The sequence below is a fragment of the Agromyces sp. Soil535 genome (assembly GCF_001428255.1).
GTDB lineage: Bacteria > Actinomycetota > Actinomycetes > Actinomycetales > Microbacteriaceae > Agromyces.
In genome coordinates this window covers 65,387-79,583 of the sequence record NZ_LMRW01000005.1, presented here as the reverse complement: position 1 = coordinate 79,583, position 14,197 = coordinate 65,387, and the positions used below count along the sequence as shown (strand labels likewise).

General features: G+C 67.1%; 15 protein-coding genes. 4 read left to right on the top strand and 11 right to left on the bottom strand.

All coding sequences use genetic code 11. From position 1 onward, the window contains the following. Nucleotides 1-40: 40 nt before the first annotated feature. The 3 genes from ASG80_RS06695 to ASG80_RS06685 all read left to right on the top strand — a co-directional run bounded on the left by ASG80_RS06695 (nucleotide 41) and on the right by ASG80_RS06685 (nucleotide 3,054). Nucleotides 41-1,741: an alpha-amylase family glycosyl hydrolase gene (locus ASG80_RS06695; RefSeq protein ID WP_056729405.1), complete on the top strand. Its 1,701-nt coding sequence runs from the start codon at nucleotides 41-43 to the stop codon at nucleotides 1,739-1,741. 88 nt (nucleotides 1,742-1,829) lie between these two features. Continuing rightward, complete coding sequence (locus ASG80_RS06690) at nucleotides 1,830-2,318, top strand: YajQ family cyclic di-GMP-binding protein (RefSeq protein WP_056729404.1); 489 nt, start codon at nucleotides 1,830-1,832, stop codon at nucleotides 2,316-2,318. A gap of 13 nt (nucleotides 2,319-2,331) precedes the next feature. Then, the gene (locus tag ASG80_RS06685) at nucleotides 2,332-3,054 is read left to right on the top strand and encodes an NUDIX domain-containing protein (protein WP_369816229.1); all 723 of its coding nucleotides are present in this window, start codon (nucleotides 2,332-2,334) and stop codon (nucleotides 3,052-3,054) included. Between the two features lie 13 nt (nucleotides 3,055-3,067). On the opposite strand, the gene ASG80_RS06680 is transcribed toward ASG80_RS06685, so the two are convergent. The 10 genes from ASG80_RS06680 to ASG80_RS06635 all read right to left on the bottom strand — a co-directional run bounded on the left by ASG80_RS06680 (nucleotide 3,068) and on the right by ASG80_RS06635 (nucleotide 12,288). Next, nucleotides 3,068-4,069 (bottom strand): alpha/beta hydrolase, encoded by a 1,002-nt coding sequence (locus ASG80_RS06680; RefSeq protein ID WP_056729402.1) that lies wholly within the window; start codon nucleotides 4,067-4,069, stop codon nucleotides 3,068-3,070. A gap of 105 nt (nucleotides 4,070-4,174) precedes the next feature. Beyond that, on the bottom strand, nucleotides 4,175-5,056 hold the full coding sequence (locus ASG80_RS06675; RefSeq protein WP_200952514.1) for a type II secretion system F family protein: 882 nt from the start codon (nucleotides 5,054-5,056) through the stop codon (nucleotides 4,175-4,177). Between the two features lie 11 nt (nucleotides 5,057-5,067). Next, nucleotides 5,068-6,024: a type II secretion system F family protein gene (locus ASG80_RS06670; protein WP_082589835.1), complete on the bottom strand. Its 957-nt coding sequence runs from the start codon at nucleotides 6,022-6,024 to the stop codon at nucleotides 5,068-5,070. After that, complete coding sequence (locus ASG80_RS06665; RefSeq protein ID WP_056729399.1) at nucleotides 6,021-7,529, bottom strand: CpaF family protein; 1,509 nt, start codon at nucleotides 7,527-7,529, stop codon at nucleotides 6,021-6,023. The genes ASG80_RS06670 and ASG80_RS06665 overlap by 4 nt, the downstream gene beginning before the upstream one ends. Further along, nucleotides 7,516-8,877: an AAA family ATPase gene (locus ASG80_RS06660; RefSeq protein WP_162256605.1), complete on the bottom strand. Its 1,362-nt coding sequence runs from the start codon at nucleotides 8,875-8,877 to the stop codon at nucleotides 7,516-7,518. The genes ASG80_RS06665 and ASG80_RS06660 overlap by 14 nt, the downstream gene beginning before the upstream one ends. Nucleotides 8,878-8,888: 11 nt before the next feature. Further along, entirely contained in the window at nucleotides 8,889-9,644 is a 756-nt protein-coding gene (locus tag ASG80_RS06655; protein WP_056729397.1) for a Flp pilus assembly protein CpaB, read from the bottom strand. Between the two features lie 51 nt (nucleotides 9,645-9,695). Continuing rightward, on the bottom strand, nucleotides 9,696-10,754 hold the full coding sequence (locus ASG80_RS06650; RefSeq protein WP_255355581.1) for a TadE/TadG family type IV pilus assembly protein: 1,059 nt from the start codon (nucleotides 10,752-10,754) through the stop codon (nucleotides 9,696-9,698). Then, entirely contained in the window at nucleotides 10,754-11,146 is a 393-nt protein-coding gene (locus ASG80_RS06645; RefSeq protein ID WP_082589829.1) for a TadE/TadG family type IV pilus assembly protein, read from the bottom strand. The genes ASG80_RS06650 and ASG80_RS06645 overlap by 1 nt, the downstream gene beginning before the upstream one ends. Before the next feature lie 76 nt (nucleotides 11,147-11,222). Further along, nucleotides 11,223-11,423 (bottom strand): Flp family type IVb pilin, encoded by a 201-nt coding sequence (locus tag ASG80_RS06640; protein ID WP_056729394.1) that lies wholly within the window; start codon nucleotides 11,421-11,423, stop codon nucleotides 11,223-11,225. Between the two features lie 214 nt (nucleotides 11,424-11,637). Continuing rightward, nucleotides 11,638-12,288: an A24 family peptidase gene (locus tag ASG80_RS06635; protein ID WP_056729393.1), complete on the bottom strand. Its 651-nt coding sequence runs from the start codon at nucleotides 12,286-12,288 to the stop codon at nucleotides 11,638-11,640. A gap of 119 nt (nucleotides 12,289-12,407) precedes the next feature. On the opposite strand from ASG80_RS06635, the gene ASG80_RS06630 reads away from it, so the two are divergent. After that, nucleotides 12,408-12,731: a hypothetical protein gene (locus ASG80_RS06630; RefSeq protein ID WP_056729392.1), complete on the top strand. Its 324-nt coding sequence runs from the start codon at nucleotides 12,408-12,410 to the stop codon at nucleotides 12,729-12,731. A gap of 75 nt (nucleotides 12,732-12,806) precedes the next feature. On the opposite strand, the gene ASG80_RS06625 is transcribed toward ASG80_RS06630, so the two are convergent. Beyond that, nucleotides 12,807-14,180, bottom strand: a complete 1,374-nt coding sequence (locus ASG80_RS06625) for an FAD-dependent oxidoreductase (RefSeq protein ID WP_056729391.1) — start codon at nucleotides 14,178-14,180, stop codon at nucleotides 12,807-12,809. Nucleotides 14,181-14,197 lie beyond the last annotated feature (17 nt).

Sequence of the window (14,197 nt, the reverse complement as noted above, 5' to 3'; positions counted from 1 at the left end):
GAGCCGGAGAAGAATGAGAAGGACCGGAGAAGAGGACAAGATGACCGAGTCGACCCTCGACGCCCGCACGACCGAGGCAGCCGTCGTGCTCGCGAACGACCCAGGCTGGTGGAGGCAGGCCGCCGTCTACCAGATCTACCCGCGCAGCTTCGCCGATGCGAACGGCGACGGCATCGGAGACCTGCCCGGCATCACGAGCCGAATCCCGTACCTCGTGGAGCTCGGAGTCGACGCGGTGTGGCTCTCGCCGTTCTACCCGTCGGCGCTCGCCGACGGCGGGTACGACGTGGACGACTACCGCGACGTCGACCCGAAGCTCGGCACCCTCGCCGACTTCGACGAGATGATCGCGGCGTTGCACGCCGCCGGCATCCGTCTCATCGTGGACATCGTGCCGAACCACTCCTCGAACCGGCACGAGTGGTTCCGCGAGGCGCTCGCGTCGCCGCGCGGGTCGGCCGCGCGCGACCGGTACATCTTCCACGACGGCGAGGGGCCCGACGGCACGGAACCGCCGAGCGACTGGCAGTCGATGTTCGGCGGCTCGGCCTGGCAGCCGGTTGGCGACGGACAGTTCTACCTGCACCTGTTCGCGCCCGAGCAGCCCGACCTCAACTGGGCCAACCCCGAGGTGCGCGCGGACTTCCTGCGAACCTTGCGGTTCTGGGCCGACCGCGGCGTCGACGGCTTCCGGGTCGACGTCGCGCACGGGCTCGCGAAGGACCTCACGTACCCGCTGCGGTCGCACGCCGAGCTCGAGGCGATGCGGATCGGTGCCGAGGGGTCGCATCCCCTGTGGGATCGCGAGGAGCTCGACGAGATCTACGCCGAGTGGCGTGCCGTGTTCGGCGAGTACGACCCACCACGCATCGCCGTGGCCGAGGCGTGGGTCGAGCCGACGCGACGCCATCGGTACGCCGCACCGACGAGCCTCGGACAGGCATTCAACTTCGACCTGCTGCGCGCCGACTTCGACGCCGCCGAATTCCGCGCGATCATCGACCACAACCTGGAGTCGGTCGTCGTGACGGGCTCGTCGAACACGTGGGTGTTCTCGAACCACGACGTCGTGCGCCATGCCACGCGGTACGGCCTGCCCGCCGACCACGGCGACGACGGCCAGATCGGCCGGGCCTGGCTCCTCACCGGCGGAGTCGCACCCACCGTGGACGTCGAGCTGGGCTTGCGTCGCGCCCGCGCCGCATCGCTCCTCATGCTGGCGCTTCCCGGAAGTGCCTACCTCTACCAGGGTGAGGAGCTCGGCCTGCCCGAGGTCGCCGACGTTCCCGAGGCCGACCGGCAGGACCCCACGTTCTTCCGCAGCCGCGGCACCGATGTGGGCCGTGACGGATGCCGCGTTCCGCTGCCCTGGACGCGCGAGGGGAGCTCATTCGGCTTCGGCGCCGACGGGGCACATCTGCCGCAGCCCGCGTGGTTCGGCGCCTTCTCGGTCGAGGTCGAGCGGGAGGATCCCGACTCGACGCTCAACCTGTATCGCCGTGCTCTGTGGCTGCGCCGCGACCTGCAGGACGTCGAGGAGCTCGCGTGGCGCGCGCACGCCTCGGGCTCCGATGACGTGCTCTGGTTCGCGCGGCCAGGCGGATGGGAGTCGATCACGAACTTCGGTTCGACACCGATCGAGCTCCCGTCGGGTGAGGTGCTCGTCACCAGCGCACCGCTCGCCGACGGGCGGCTGCCGGGCGCCACGACGGCTTGGCTCCGCGCCGCAGCTGCGGGTTGAGGAGCGCGCGAGGCGCGCGTCTCGAAACCCCCGCGCCCTCGCCTGCGGCATCCGCTCGCCTCACACGCCCCTCGCTAGACTGGCGCGCATGGCAGATTCAACGTTCGACATCGTGAGCAAGGTCGACAAGATGGAGGCCGACAACGCCGTCAACCAGGCCCGCAAAGAGGTCGAGCAGCGCTACGACTTCAAGAACGTCGGTGCCTCGGTCGAGTGGTCGGGTGAGAAGGTCCTGCTCAAGGCGCAGACCGAGGAGCGCGTGAAGGCGGTGCTGGAGGTTGTCGAGTCGAAGTTCATCAAGCGCGGCATCACGCTGCGCTCGCTCGACGAGGGCGAGCCATACGCGTCGGGCAAGGAGTTCCGCATCGAGATCGGCCTGAAGAACGGCATCGACAGCGAGAACGCGAAGAAGATCTCGAAGATCATCCGCGACGAGGCGCCCAAGAGCGTGAAGAGCCAGATCCAGGGCGACGAGCTGCGCGTCTCGTCCAAGAGCCGCGACGACCTCCAGGCCACGATGGCGCTGCTCAAGGGCAAGGACCTCGACGTCGCCCTCCAGTTCACGAACTTCCGCTGAGCGGCTCGCCGGCGTGAGTGAACGGATACCGCAGGCGAGCGTCGCGGCCGATGACGAGCGGATGCCGCAGGCGGGCGTCGACGTGCCCGACCGCCGTGGCCGCACGGGCCTGGATCGGGTCGGCCGTGACCTCGTCCGCAACCCGCGCGTTCGCGTGCGGGACGTGCGGGTGCTCACGTCGAACTGGTTCGTGACCCGCGCCACGACGTTCGACTTCCAGCACGCCGACGAAACCTGGACCACCGAGGAGCGCGAGACCTACGATCGCGGCGACGGTGCGACGATCCTGCTCTACGACCGCGATGCGCGCACGGTGCTGCTGACGCGACAGTTCCGCTTCCCTGCCTACGTGAACGAGCACCCCGACGGCATGCTCATCGAGTCCGCCGCCGGCCTGCTCGACGAGGACGGCCCCGAGACCGCCATCCGCCGGGAGGCCGAGGAGGAGACCGGCCATGTGGTCGGCAACGTCGAGCATGTCTTCGACGTGTACATGAGCCCCGGCTCCGTGACCGAGCGCCTGCACTTCTTCGCGGCGCCCTACGTTCGCGGCACGGTCGCCGACGGTTCGCGCGCCGGACTCGCCGACGAGGGCGAGGACATCGAGGTGCTGGAGCTCTCGTTCGACGACGCGCTCGACCGCATCGGCCGCGACATCGTCGACGCGAAGACGATCATGCTGCTGCAGTGGGCGGCGCTGCGGGGTCCGTTCGCGGCGCGGCATCCGCTCGCCTGATGCTGCAACGAGTTCAGCGGCCGGGTGCGTAGCCGCGCAGCCATCGTGTGATCGACGCGTAGGCCCCCGCGCGCGCCGGCTCCCGCGAAAGGAACACGTCGTGGAGCGCCCCGTCGATGCGCGCGACCGACACCTGCGGGGCGAGCTTCAGCACGCGCTTCGCGATGTCGTCGACGACGAGCACGATGTCAGTGGTGAGCATGGCCGGATCCCACTGCGGCTGGATCGTGGACCGCGCCGACAGGAGTGTCAGCACCGGCGCGCCCACGTCGATGCCCGCGGCGACGGTGGCGTGCCCGGCGAGGATCGCGGTGAGCCACGCCGGATGCGTCACGAAGCCACGGTCGGGTCGCCACTCGTGGGAGTACTCCCACTCGCCGTCCTGCTCTTTCGCCACCGATCGCGTGTAGAAGCCGAGGTCGACGTTCGGCATCGGGCCCATCGGGTTCACCTTCGCGCCCCACGCGATCACCGGGGCGAGCGCCTCGCGACCGACCCGGCTCATCTGGAACTCGAGCCACGGACTGTTGAGCACGAGTGCGGCGGCCCGTCCGGGATTCCGTGCGGCCCAGAGGCTCAGCGTAAGCCCGCCGGTGGAGTGCCCGAGCAGGATGAGCGGCCGAGCGAATGCCGCGGCATCCGTCGCCCCGTGCCCCATCGCGGCGAGCGCCGCCTCGATGTCGGCGTCGTAGTCGGCGAGGTTCGTGATGTAGCCGGGTGTCTGCCCGGGCCGCAGGCTGCGGCCGTACTTGCGCAGGTCGAGCGCGAAGAAGCGGGCGCCGGCATCCGACCAGTAGCGCGCGAGCTCGGGGTTGAAGAAGTAGTCGCTCCACCCGTGCACGTAGAGGACGTCGGCTCCGGATGCCGCGCCTCGCGTGAACCGCAGCCGGAACCCCGGTCGGTGCCGCACGAGCGTCGCGACGACCTCGCCCTCGTCGTCGCTTCCGAGCGGCAGCGTGAGCTGCTCGAACCCGTCGCCGAGCACGTCGGGGCGCCACCGCGCTGCATTAGCCAACCGAAGCGCCAGCCACTCCCATGCGACTTCCCCTCATGGGGCCTCAGCCTACCGACGAGCCGACCGCCCGAGCCGAGCCGCCCGCGCGCTCCCGTGCCGACGCGCTTAGAGACCGCCGGGTGAGCCGATACCGCCACCGAACGAGTTGAGAGCACCGATAACCGCTGGTGTGAGGAGCACGATGAAGAGCACCGGCAAGAGGCAGAACACCAGCGGGAAGAGGATCTTGACGGAGACCTTCATCGCCTGCTCTTCCGCGCGCTGTCGACGCTTGAGGCGCATCTCGCCGGCCTGAACGCGCAGGACGTCACCGATCGCGACGCCGTACGCGTCGGCCTGGATCACCGCTCGGATGAAGCGCCGCAGGTCTTCAGAGCTCGTGCGATGTTCGAGCTCGCCGAAAGCCTCGCGGCGGGTCCGGCCGATCGACATGTCCTGCAGCACTCTGATGAGCTCCTCCGCAAGCGGACCGTGTCCGTTGCGAGCGGCCTTCGCCATTGCGCCGTCGAACCCGAGGCCAGCTTCGACGGCGATCGTCATCTGGTCGAGGGTGTCGGGCAGGGAGCGCTTGATCGCCTCCTGACGGTCGTGCGCACGGCTGTTGATCAGCACGTCCGGAAGGAAGAAGAGGAGCGTCGTGGCGACTACCGCGATCAAAATCTTCAGCGGTTGGGGCCCGCCGACGAAGACGAACATGAGCCCGGACAGCGCGCCGACAATGGTGAGGACGAACTTCCAGGTGACGATCCGCGACAACGTCCAGCCGATCGGTCGCCCGGCGAATACGATCTGCTTCTCGAGCCAGCCCGTGTAGCCGCGTGGGGCCGCCGCGACGAGCGTTGCGCTGAAGGTCGATCGCTGCACGCGGCCGAGCGTTGGATGGATCTCCCCCGCCGATTCGGGAGCGACGCGCTTCCCGGGGAAGAGAACGAACACGAACACGCCCAGCCCGACCGCGGTCAGCCCGATCGCGGCGTATGCGAGCAACGAGGGATCCATCAGAACTTCACCCGCACCGTGAAGGAAACCCAGATCGTCCCGACGATGAGCAGCACAGCCGCCGCAATGAGGGCGATCACGCCGATGGGCGTCAGGAAGAATGCATTGAAGTACGTCGGCTGCACGATCAGCAGGAAGAGGAAGACTACAATCGGGAGCGCGACGAGGACGATGGCCGACAGCCGCCCCTCCGCGCTCAGCGCCTTCACCTGGCGGCGGATCTCGTTGCGGTCGCGGATGGTCTTGCCGACCTGGTCGAGCACTTCGGCGAGGTTGCCTCCTGTCTCCTGGTTGATGGCGATGGCCTGTGCGACCCACTCGAAATCATCGCTCTGCATCCGATGGGCCGTGACGGCGAGCGAGTCGGCAAGGTTCCGCCCGAGACGCGTCTCATTGACGACGCGGGCAAGCTCTTCACTCATGGGCGACTCCGTGTCATTCGCAGCTGCGGCGACGGTGCGCGAAAGCCCGTGCCCCGCACGCAGGCCCCCCGCCATGAGCTGCACGGTGTCGTCGATCTGGTCGGCGAACCTCGCGCGCCGCCTCGAAGTGCGGAGGATAACAATGATCTTCGTGCCTACAGGCGCGAAGATCGCGAACACGATCGCCCAGATGATGGAGGTGCCATTGGAGAGGCCGAGCAATACGCCGACGAGCGCGAGCACGCTCGCCGCTGATCCGATCAGCACGAGGAATCCGCCGGGCTCGGTCTTGATACCTGCCATCTCGAGCTCCTCCGGCCCGAATGAGCGGCGCGACTGCTTCGAGACCACATTCTCGAGAGCGGCGGTCGTGCGCTCAGCCACTCTCGACAAGCCAGAGACATGTTCGACCCCCGGCGCACGCCGACGATCCGAAGCGACCCGCGGTGCGGGCGGCGCGAGCACGAAGAACACCAGAACGAGCCCGGCGAGCAAGGCCATGGCGACCCCGCCGACGAGGGTCGTAGGGTTCATCGGATCTCTCCCAGCATCCCCCGGAGATCCGGCTGGAACAGCGACACCGGCAGCGGGATGCCGTGGTCGGCAATGCGTTCAGCGAAGCGCGGCCGCACCCCCGTCGGTTCGATTCGGCCGCGGAGTCGCCCCTCCTCGTCGTATCCGGCGGAGTAATCGAAAGTGAACGCGTCCTGGAGGGTGACGATATCGCCCTCCATGCCGTGCACCTCGGTGATGTGGGTTACGCGGCGCACGCCGTCCTTGTGGCGGGTGATCTGCACGATGAGGTCGATGGCCGACGAGACCTGCTCACGAATGGCCCGCAGAGGCAGGTCCATGCCGGCCATCAGTACGAGCGTCTCCATCCGGCTGATGGCGTCGCGCGGGGAGTTCGCATGGAGCGTCGAGATCGACCCCTCGTGACCCGTGTTCATCGCCTGCAGCATATCGAGGCTCTCTGCGCCACGAACCTCGCCGACCACGATGCGGTCCGGCCGCATTCGGAGTGAGTTACGCACGAGATCGCGGATCGTGATCTCACCGCGGCCCTCGATGTTCGGTGGACGCGACTCGAGGCGCACCACGTGCTGCTGTTGAAGCTGGAGTTCCACGGCGTCTTCGATGGTGATGATGCGCTCATCGCTCGGGATGAATGCAGACAGCACATTCAGCATCGTGGTCTTGCCGGTACCGGTGCCGCCGGACACAAGGATGTTCAGCTTGGCCCGCACGGCAGCGTCGAGCACCGTTGCAACTTCTCGGGTCAGCGTGCCGAATGTCACGAGATCTTGGACTGTATACGGCGTCGCTGCGAACTTACGGATCGTGAGCGACGATCCGTTCACGGCGAGCGGCGGGATGATCGCGTTGACACGCGACCCGTCTTCCAGGCGGGCGTCGACGAGCGGAGATGACTCGTCGATTCGACGGCCGACCCGAGACACAATCCGCTCGATCACGCGTCGCAGCTGCGGCTCGCCGGTGAACCGGTGGTGCGTCTCTGTGAGCCGACCGTTGCGTTCGACGTAGAGCTGGTCGAACCGGTTGACCATGATCTCGGTGACGGTCGGGTCGGCGAGCAGCGGCTCGAGCGGTCCGTACCCAAGCACGTCGGCGCCGATGTCGTCGATCAGCCGGTTGCGCTCTGCCGTCGAGAGGGCGAGCTGTTCGCCCGCCACGATCTCGGCGAGCTCGGCTCGGGCGATCGCGTGCAGCTGTTCCTCAGTGAGGCTCGCGTCGTTCAGGCGCGTGCCGATGCGCACAAACAGCTCCTGCGCCGCCTTTTCCTTCACCGCGGCGAGTGGGTCTACCAGCGCCGCCGGCCTGGCAACAGGCTGGACGACGGGAGCAGGTGCCGCATCTCCAGCTGGTGCTTGGAAGAACGACTCGGTCGGGGCGCTTGCGACCGAAGTGGTCGGTGGGCTTCGGACCGCGGAGTCGCTGGCCGGGCGGACCGGCGGCTCCACGTCCATTTGAACGATCTGCGGATTCCGGATCGCGTTCAGTCGTTCACTGAGATTCATTCGATCGCCTCCTTCTGTGGATGCGGGTGCGCTTGGGGTAGGCATCGGGTGCGATCCGCATCACGAGTGAACGAATCGCCTTCGCCGCAGGATCGCGGACATCGTCGTGAATGAGCGGAACGCCACGATTGCTCGAAAGAAGCACCGCCGAGGATCGAGGCACCTCGACGTCGACTGGAGCGCTCAAGATGTTCTCCACATCACGGGTCGTAAGGCCGCTCAGGCGGTCGGTCTGATTAAGCACGATGTGGCGATTCGCTGGCGTCAATTCGAGCTTGTGGAGCAACTCGAACTCGGTACGCATCGCCCTCAGGCTTGGCACGCTCATGTTCGTCACGAATATGGCGTCGGTCACGTGCTCGAGCATTGCAAGCGTGTGCTCGGGAAGGCCAGGCGTCGTATCGACGACGACGTACCGAAAGGTCGCCCGCAGCCGCTCGATGAGTACGGCAAGCGCCGTACCGGTGATCGCGTCCCCCGCCTCGGGTGAAGGCGCGCTCGCGACGACGAAGAAGCCGTCGTCGTGATGCGTCAACGCCGTCTTCAGCACCAGTTCGTCGGCGGCAGCATCTCCAGCCGCCTCGACAATCGTGCTATCCGGAACGAGCCCGAGTGCCGCTGTGATATCGCCGAACTGAAGATCCGCGTCGACGAGCACGACCGAATTGGGCGCAACCTCTGCGAGGCCGGTTGCCAGATTGATCGCGATCGTCGTCTTGCCTTGGCCGCCCTTAGGCGCGACCACAGCAATGGCTTCGCTTAGCACGCCGGACTCGAGGGGCGGAAACTCCCACCCCTGCTCGGGTTGTACCTGGGTGAGGGAGTCGAAATCCGGTCCGAGCCGCGTGCGATCTGTGTCGACCGGGTCGTCAACGTCGGAAGTCGGATGAGCTGAGGGGCTGGCCACCAGCGCTGCCAACACGTCGTCGGATGTCTCTCCGGCATCTACGGCATCCGACTCTTCGAAGTCCTCCTTGTCGGCCCGGCCGTTGACGACGAGCCACGCGGAGAGCCGCTCGATGAGTTCGATGGTGGTCTCATCAGTGGCCAATGGACTCAAGACGGCATGGAGCGACAGCTCGTCGACCCAATCTTCAAGGTCGGACCGTTGTTCGCGCACGACGACAAGCCCGATGTCGGGGTGCCGATCGGTGAGCTCTCTCGCAATGCCGCGCGTCTCCTCGAAGTTCAACACGGGCCCGAGCAGGGCGATCCGTGGTGTGCCATCGACACGCTTGATGACGGCGTCGACACCGAATGTGAGGAACTCCCCCGCGACGACGGCAAGCCGCCCGCCGAGGAGGCCCCGGAGTCGGGACTCATACTCGGCGGAACGGCTGACGAGCAAGTAGGGAGGCACTACCAGGCGTTGCTTCCGTCGACAGGGCTGGTACCGCTATTGTCGGTCTGCTCGTTCTCAAGGGTGAGCCACGTCTGGGCGTAGCTGGCCGCCTCTCCCTCGGAGAACCAAACCCAGCGCTCCACATCATGCGCCGACAGGGCGATGGTCACCATGATGCTGTCACCGGCAGCCTGGTCTTGGGCGGCGCCCGTCTCGGGGTCGGGCGTGACGACGCCTTGCACCTTCGTCACGAGCACGCCGTGGAATGCGAACCTGGAGACCGGGTTGATCACGTCCTCATCCTCGCCGACTTCGTCGGGGTCAACGGTTCCGACGAGACCGATGCGGTCACCAGCGCGTACCTGCCCGCCGACGACGCGGTCGGCCGGGAGCGTGAATGAGATGAGCTGCATACCCGCTGGGACAGGGACATCCCCGCGAGCGGCCAGTTCTGCCGGATCGATGAAGCGCGCTTCGGCCAGCTGCTCGCCCGGGAGGATCTCCGCGTCGGCGACGAGCCCGGCGAGGTCGGCGAGGTCGGTGACATAGCCATCGACGAGGTTGCGCTGGGGAACGGTGTCCACCTTCACGTACTCCTCGACGGACTCGCCAGCCGTCCCCTTTGGGATCGACTCCTGCACGATGTAGACGTCGCTGAGCTCAGCGCCGTCTGCCGCGCGCGCATCGGCGCCTCGAACATACGTGACGAGCACGAACGCGCCGACAGCGGCGAGGATGAGGGCGACGATCGCGCCGATGATTCGGGTCTTCATTTGGATCCTTGTCGAGCAGAAAATGGATTGGCGGTGAGGGCGCCCGCCCGGTCAACCGATCAGTCGAACGACCACGAGGCCGCCGCTGCCGCCAGGGACATCACCGAGATCGAAGTCCTCGCCGATCGCGACGTACTTGACGAAATACCCCTGCACGCCGAACTCGCCACTGAATCCCGGAGCGTGCTCCTCCCCCGGTAGATAGCAGTTGGCGCCCACCTTCACATTCGGCGGGACAACGCACTTCCCGCTCGCGATGTGGTAGCCCGTGATGTGGAACGCTGCGAACCGGCTGATGCTGTAGCTGCCGTTGGTTCCGGCGCTGCTCGGCGTGAACGCGACGTACAGCGGAATCAGGACGGTCGTTCCGATGAGGTCCGCGATGTAGTCGTCGGGGCATCCGCCGGCCTTCGTATCGGATTTGCCGGGAACGCCCGGTTCGGGCACTCCGACCTCCACCAATACTTCGCAGTCGGCATCGCCGTCGCCGTCGACGTCGTCACCTTCGAGCCAACCGAAGCCGCCGGGATAGCCGGGCGCACAGTCCGCGGGGCCCTTGGGCGACTTGCCCGGTCCGATGAGTTGCAGGATGAATGGCGCACCCGCTGTCTGCGTGCCTGGGTCGAAATGACTCGAGAGCTCGCACTCCGCGATCGCCAGGGGGATTGTGAAGCCGCCGTCGGGCGTGCCCCATTCGGCAGTTGCACGTGCACGCACGGTCGTGGAGTAGGGGTCATCGTCGCTATCGATGAGTGATTCCAGGAAGTGAGGGAAGTCGGCCGCCGCCGCGACGGTCACCCTGTTCTCATCGAGGTCGAGCAATTCGATCTCAGCGGCTCCGGAGACGGGGGTGCCGCTGTTGTCGGTGATCAAGTCGTTCGCGGTTGCCACTGCAGTCGAGGTGCACGCGCTTTCGTCTTCGGCGCACGAGGCTGCAACGCCAAGCGCGGCTGCGTCGGCGCCCAACTGCAATTGGGTTCGCTCAGCGTGCTGTGCCGAGAGGTCGAGCGCGAGGGCGCCGACGCCCATCATCGGAACGATGAGCAATGTGATGAGCACGGCGTTCGCGCCCCGCTCATCGTGGGCGACGCGCCGGAAGTGTTTCCTCATCATCCGCATGGCATCTTCCCTGTCGAACTCAATGTGATGGGGCTCCCGAGAGCCGCACTGAACCACTCGGTGATGGAGCCGGGAGACACGGTGATGCTCGACGTCGCCGCGTGGCTGGTGTCGCAGTCCACCGCCACGACGACGGTCGCGGCCGACCAGTTGAGAAGCCCGGGAACGGCCTTCGCTTCCAGAATCGCCTTCGCGATCACATCGGTGTCCTCATGATGGATCCCCGCGTAGCGTGCCGAGATCCCAGCCGCATCCGTCAACGTGGCCTGAATGTTCCAGAGCCGCGAGAACTCGATCACGGTGATCAGGAGGATGATCACGAGTGGAAAGACCAAGGCGAACTCGACAGCGGCGGCTCCCCGCTCGTTCTTACGAGAACGCATTCCGTTCACCCTTACCGCTGAGGGGGTTCGGGATGCCTGCCATCCCGAACCCCGCTGAACCGCTTGACGCGATGGCTCAAATGGGGCCTTGGGCGGCCATCCAGGTGCCGATGTCCTTGACGAGCTGGGTCAGGAGGGGGGTGAGGCCGATCGCGGCAACGACCAGCGCGATAGCGACGAGCCCCAGCACGAGCGCGTACTCAGTCGCGGTTGCGCCCTCTTCTTCGCTGTGGAGGGAGTTGAGGCGCGCGACGGCGCGGGTGTATGCCTTGAGCATTTGCTGTGTCCTTCGGGTTCGAGGAAGAAGAGTTGCCACCGGCGGGCACCGGCGGCTGACTGACGCTAACTGTGCGCGTGCATGCAACTCCACGCCCCCGTTCGGGGGACGACGGCGTTTGCAGTGCAACGGACCATCGAAAAGCCCGGAAAACCGGGCAACGAGTGAGCGCGAGTCCCCCGCAATGGGGGTACGGACGTGTACCCCGAACGGCTTACGAACCGACGAGGAGTATCGCGATAAATGCCCCCGCGAGCATCGAGGGCCCGAACGGGATCGATCCGCGAAGAGTGACACGGCGTAGCGCCAGCGCAGCCAGCGCGATCGCGCCACCCACCACGAACGCCGCGAGCAAGCCGACGAGCCAGGCGTTCAGCGCGAACCATCCGAGCAGCAGGCCGATCACCAGGGCGAGCTTCACGTCCCCCATTCCCATCGACGATGGTGAGATGAGCGCGAGCAGGAAGTAGACGGCGAACATCGCGGCGGAGCCGGCGAGCGACCAGACCAGCGACGTCCATTCGCCAGACGCCCAGGTGGGCGGCAGCAACAGCACCCCCACCGCACCCAGGGTCGGGAAGATCACCGCATTCGGGAGGCGCTTCTCCGCGAGGTCCACGAGGGTGAGCACGGTCGAGGCCGCAGCGAAGACGAGCAGCGCCGGGAGGATCCAGGTGAGGCCGAAGCGGAGGGCGAGCGCCGCGAACGTCACCGCGGTGACGACGGCGGATGCCACGCGCACCGTGCGGTGCGGCATCCGCTCACCGTTCATCGAGCGACGAGCCCACACGGCGAGCGGCCACCAGCCGAGCGCTCCCCCGGCGACGAACGCGACCACGGCGGTGGTCACGGTCGCGAGCGGCATGATGTGCAGCGTAGCGGCAGCTGCTACATCCGCTCGTACGGCTGCACAGCGACTCGACAAGACAGCATCGACACGCCCGGCCCATCCTGCGACAGTTGAGGGAGGACAACGGGGGCGACATGGGCACCGAGGCAGATCGTACGTACGACGCAGTGACGCGCGAACTGCTGCTCGACGAGGACTACGACGTCAACCTCGCGCCCGACGGACTGCTGGTGCACGGCCGGCTGTTCGCATTCCTCGACGGCGACGACCTGGTCGTCGAGTTGCCCGACGCTCGCTCGGCGGACCTCCGCAAGCGAGGCATCGCCGTACCGTTCCGCGGAACCCTCGGCGGGCCGAGCCGCAACTGGGTGCGCGTCTCCGACCGCGAACTCTGGTCCGAGTTGGCGCGGGAGGCGCACCAGTACGTAGGCGAGCCGCCGGTCGGGCGTCAGTCGTAGGGTCGGTGCCGGGTTTCGAGACGGCGCCGGCGCGCCTCCTCAACCCGCAGACGACGACCCCACCCCCAGAGCCGGTTACGCCTCGTCGCGCGAGATGATCACCATCTCGTCGCGGGGCACGACCTTGATGCGCTTGCGGCCCTCGGCCGAGCCGAGCGCCATCTCGTGCTCGTCGAGGCGGTGCCAGCCGTCGAGGTCGGTCCACTCGATGCCGCGGGATTCGAGCATCTCGATCACCGATGCCTCCGACGGCGACTCGGGCCGCCACCAGTTGCCGAGGTCGTTGATGACGTGCTTGATGGTCTCCATCGCGTCGGACTTCGTGTGCCCGATGAGACCGACCGGGCCGCGCTTGATCCAGCCCGTGGCGTAGACGCCGTACATCTGGCGCGGGTCGCCATTGCGCTCGTCGCGGATCATCACCTGGCCCTCGTGGTTGGGGATGATGCCGAAATTCTCGTCGAACGGGATGCCGGGCAACGGCGAGCCGAAGTAGCCGACCGCGCGGTAGACGGCCTGCACGGGCAGCTCGCGGATCTCGCCGGTGCCGACCACCCCACCCTCGCCATCGGGCGCGGTGCGCTCCCAGCGGATGGCGCCGACCCGGCCGGTGCCGTCGTCGACGATATCGAGCGGCTTCGCGAAGAAGTGCAGGTGCAGGCGGCGCGACGCCTGCCCGACTTCGCGCTGGCGCCACTGGTTCAGCACCTTGTCGATGACGAAGATCTGCTTGTTGCCCGAGACGGCGGCCCTCGCCGCGTCGTCGTAGTCGAAGTCCTCGTCGTAGAGGATCATGTCGACGTCGCGCAGCTCGCCGAGCTCGCGGAGCTCGAGCGGGGTGAACTTCACCGAGGTCGGGCCGCGGCGGCCGAAGATGTGCACGTCGGTCACGGGCGACGCCGCGAGGCCGGCGGCAACGTTCGCGGGGATCTCGGTGGGCATCAGGTCCTCGACGTGCTTCGCGAGGATGCGCGACACATCGAGGGCGACGTTGCCGTTGCCGATCACCGCAACCTCGCGGGCCCCGAGCGGCCACGTGCGCGGGAAGTCGGGATGCCCGTCGAACCAGCTCACGAACTCCGCGGCGCCGAACGACCCCGCGAGGTCGTGGCCCGGGACGTTGAGCTGGGCATCGCGCACGGCCCCGGTCGCGAAGATCACGGCGTTGTAGTGCTTCTTCAGGTCGTCGAGCGAGATGTCCTCGCCGTAGCGCACGTTGCCGAAGATGCGGATGTCGCCACGGTCGAGCACCTCGCGGAGGGCGGTGATGATGCCCTTGATGCGCGGGTGGTCGGGCGCGACGCCGTAGCGCACCAGCCCGTAGGGCGCAGGGAGGTGGTCGAACAGGTCGATCGAGACGTCGAAGTTCCGCTCTGCCCTGAGCAGGATGTCGGCGGCGTAGATCCCTGCGGGGCCGGCCCCGACGATCGCGAGTCGCAACTTGTTCACGTGCCTGGGTCTCTCCA

What these genes read in the sequence shown, in the direction of transcription:
- ASG80_RS06630 (WP_056729392.1), top strand. Translation starts at nt 12,408, where the DNA reads ATGGGCACCGAGGCAGATCGTACGTACGACGCAGTGACGCGCGAACTG.
- ASG80_RS06690 (WP_056729404.1), top strand. Translation starts at nt 1,830, where the DNA reads ATGGCAGATTCAACGTTCGACATCGTGAGCAAGGTCGACAAGATGGAG.
- ASG80_RS06655 (WP_056729397.1), bottom strand. Translation starts at nt 9,644, where the DNA reads ATGAAGACCCGAATCATCGGCGCGATCGTCGCCCTCATCCTCGCCGCT.
- ASG80_RS06665 (WP_056729399.1), bottom strand. Translation starts at nt 7,529, where the DNA reads ATGAATCTCAGTGAACGACTGAACGCGATCCGGAATCCGCAGATCGTT.
- ASG80_RS06695 (WP_056729405.1), top strand. Translation starts at nt 41, where the DNA reads ATGACCGAGTCGACCCTCGACGCCCGCACGACCGAGGCAGCCGTCGTG.
- ASG80_RS06670 (WP_082589835.1), bottom strand. Translation starts at nt 6,024, where the DNA reads ATGAACCCTACGACCCTCGTCGGCGGGGTCGCCATGGCCTTGCTCGCC.
- ASG80_RS06635 (WP_056729393.1), bottom strand. Translation starts at nt 12,288, where the DNA reads ATGCCGCTCGCGACCGTGACCACCGCCGTGGTCGCGTTCGTCGCCGGG.
- ASG80_RS06645 (WP_082589829.1), bottom strand. Translation starts at nt 11,146, where the DNA reads ATGCGTTCTCGTAAGAACGAGCGGGGAGCCGCCGCTGTCGAGTTCGCC.
- ASG80_RS06640 (WP_056729394.1), bottom strand. Translation starts at nt 11,423, where the DNA reads ATGCTCAAGGCATACACCCGCGCCGTCGCGCGCCTCAACTCCCTCCAC.
- ASG80_RS06650 (WP_255355581.1), bottom strand. Translation starts at nt 10,754, where the DNA reads ATGAGGAAACACTTCCGGCGCGTCGCCCACGATGAGCGGGGCGCGAAC.